The following is a 2,991-nucleotide window of genomic DNA, read 5'->3' as shown; positions in this document are numbered from 1 at the left end:
AAAGCTACCCCCTCGGCATGCGCCAGGCGACTTCACAACCCCCGTCGAAACCAATGCACCCCCGGTTTCTTCAAGTGCTGCAAGGCTTTGGGGCCAATGCCGGCAAAAAAGCTGACACTGACCCTGCCCAACGAAACGGATCTTACGGCAATCTTCCTGAACAGTCACGCCCGCAACTGCGAGGCGCCTGAGCTGTTCAGTCCTCGGTACCGGTGTCCAGCACCGGGCTGACGAGGGCCCTCAGCGGATCCCAGATAGCCGCCGCCCTGGCGCCGGCGTCGGGAACCATCGATGGGACCATCGGCCATACTTCTTGGCTGTGATCGTCCAGTCCCGGTGCTCCATCTGCCGGGTCACCCACATCACGTTGTCGCCGACGCTGAGCGTGGAACTGCTCCTGGGGTCGTGGGGGACGAATCCGTCGACGGTGGCGGTATGGGTGCGCTGGGCCTTCAGGGCGTCGATCGTCGGCTGCAGCAGCTGCGCCTCACACATGCCGGGCTAGGTCTTTGAGGCCTTCGTCTTGCCCATGACCCAGGCGCGTCGGATATTGGCCGTGCCCTTGCGCCAATCGATGTCCGACTAACAAAGACCGATCATTTCCGAGGTGCGCAGACCCGTTGCGAAGTTGAACAGGCAGTAATTACGGACCTGGTCCTCGCGGCAGGCTGCCAGGATCGATGGGACATCCTCGGGGATCGCAGCCACGGGACGAAAGCATGCATGGAAGGGCCGCTACACCAATCACGTGTTGACACGATTGTTCAGGATTGATAAGAGTTCAGCTGTTGGTGGAGAAGGCAAGGCAGCAATTGGTCCAAGGAGAGTTCTTAGAGTTCTGGATGTTAAAGAGGGCCTACTAAAGCAAAGGAGTGCATATGAAGGGCAAAGGTATATTGCTGGCAGTGGTGGCGAGCGCGGTATTTTTTCGGCTTACTCCCAGACGGTCACTCTGCCGCCGGTTAGGGTCACAGCGCCAAAAGTGGGAGGGGGACAGTTTAGCTGTCTCGGAACCGCATGTGCTGGTGCAGTGAATCAGGAGTCATTCGCAGCCAATCAGCGGTTTCTAGAGGAGCATGCGCGATATCCTGATGAGCTGCCGGAACTCGATCAGCAGCAAGTCTGCAGGGCGATGCGCGCAAGCCGCCCCGCAAACTGTGATTACGGGTCCCCACCGTCTGTGCCTGGATTCAGTCCTGGATGGGTGCCAAATGGGTGTGGCACTGGGCCTCGTGCAAATTGGTTTCTGGGGCGCGCGCTTTCGCAATCCAATTCGTCAACTTATTCGGGGGATCTGAATGCCCCGTTTGCAGGTGTGAGTTTTCTCGCTGCATGTAATGGCCATGATGCCTGTTGGGGCAGTGCGATGCATCGAGGTACCTGTGATGTTCAATTCCGAGGAGCGATGGAGTCCGCTTGTTCAGGGCAGTCGAATCCCGACTCTTTCAATATTTGCATGGGTTATGCAGGAATGTATCACGGGGCCGTATCGACTACGAGTGGATCAAACGAAGCGTACGCAAAGGCGATTAGTGAGAATACTTGTGCTGCCTGGGTCCATGACATGAAAGCAAATGGATGTGCACCATGAGCATTAAATTTGGCGCGAAGTTCGCTATTGTTTCAGTGATATCAGCAGGTCTTTTAATTGCTTGTGGGCCGCCGGCGGAGCAGGTAGCTAGCAAGGCTGAGCTGCGTCCCAGTGATTCTGGGTCTGGATCTGAAAAATTGCTTGGGGAGAGCGGGAACTCTACTTTCAAGTGGGATGGTGACTCTTCACTATCTGCGGAGCAACGTGAATATTTGGCCGATCTCTCGATCCGATACAATGGAATTTTCGCAGGTCTGGAGGGAAGGTCGATGCGTGAGGTAGAGGCTTTGGGTTTCCCCTCTGCCAAAGAATGGTTGGACGCGAAAAATCTCACGGACGATGAGCTTCTCAATAGGGCTCGGCAGGGGGATGTTAAGGCGAAAGCCTTTTATGTCGATAGGGGGATGTTTAAGCTTGAGAGCTTGGTGTCATCTTCTGGAGCTGAAAATATTAGTGAGGTTTTCCAGGCTTCGCCCGCTGCTCGTGATGAATATCAGAAATTGGCGATTGATACACAGGTTTCTGCTGCCGAGATTCTCAAATTTCATCCCAGCCCCTTCGCTGCATACTTGTTTGGACGGACCAGCGCTGTGACTGGCGGGATGGAATTCCCTATTGCCGCTTCAATCGCAGTTGCCGGTGATTTGGGTGACGCGAGGTCGGCCGCATTGCTCCAAGCTTATTCGAGCAAGGTCGGGGCAATGGATCCGGGTGCTGTAATGAGTAGCTATAAGAGTATGTGCAGTATTGCGGGATTGAAATAAGGTTTGTATGCAAACTTTCGTTGTTCTGATTCTATTTCATTTGACAGTCTTGACAATGTCAATGCCCGCTCTTGCCCGCTTCCGGCAGGGGGTGGGCATATTTCGCCAGCGTTTCGGCGTTGGTGCTTTTGTCTGTCGCCCCAATCTTTGCGGCCTTTTTTGCTGTAAACAGCGCGCCTTACTTTAATTTGTACATCCCTGTTGCAGTTCTGGCTGGCTTGCTCTATGTGGCAAGCTTCTTGTCGTCGGTGGTGTCTGTTTTCCTGTATTTCACGCGGGCTCGCGGCTCTGTTCATTGACCGGGGGGAGTAATGTCATTGCAGACGCGAGCGTTTGCCGATCGGAGGTCGGCTGCCAGAACAGTCACGCGGGTGACCGTCCGGCCCCTGCTGTTTGGCGCGTTGCCATCCCTCGGGACGCCGTGCTCGAATTTCTGGGCGCTACTCCACGGGGTCTCATGGTCGTTTCCGTCTGCCCCGGCAGGATGTGGCTGGAATGGGCAGGTGCGCTTGCCGTAGCCGTTCTGGCGATGCAGGCGTGGCCCGCCGCAGCGACCGATTCCCCGCGCCCGACGGCGGAGGTGGGCTACAGCCCTTTGCTGGACCTGTTCAACCTGCTCGACAACCTGCCGGATTG

General features: G+C 56.0%; 2 protein-coding genes. One reads left to right on the top strand and one right to left on the bottom strand.

Going from position 1 to position 2,991, the window contains the following annotated elements:
• Positions 1-240 precede the first annotated feature (240 nt).
• A complete protein-coding gene (locus AB0E19_RS38330; RefSeq protein WP_053091866.1) occupies positions 241-495 on the bottom strand; it encodes a hypothetical protein in 255 nt (84 codons plus the stop codon).
• Between the two features lie 1,092 nt (positions 496-1,587).
• Here AB0E19_RS38330 and AB0E19_RS38325 point away from each other — a divergent pair.
• The gene (locus tag AB0E19_RS38325; protein WP_152906263.1) at positions 1,588-2,355 is read left to right on the top strand and encodes a hypothetical protein; all 768 of its coding nucleotides are present in this window, start codon (positions 1,588-1,590) and stop codon (positions 2,353-2,355) included.
• Positions 2,356-2,991: the final 636 nt, after the last annotated feature.

The sequence above is a fragment of the Streptomyces sp. NPDC047974 genome, assembly GCF_040653375.1.
Classification (GTDB): Bacteria; Actinomycetota; Actinomycetes; order Streptomycetales; family Streptomycetaceae; genus Streptomyces.
This window is presented reverse-complemented; position numbering and strand designations above follow the sequence as displayed.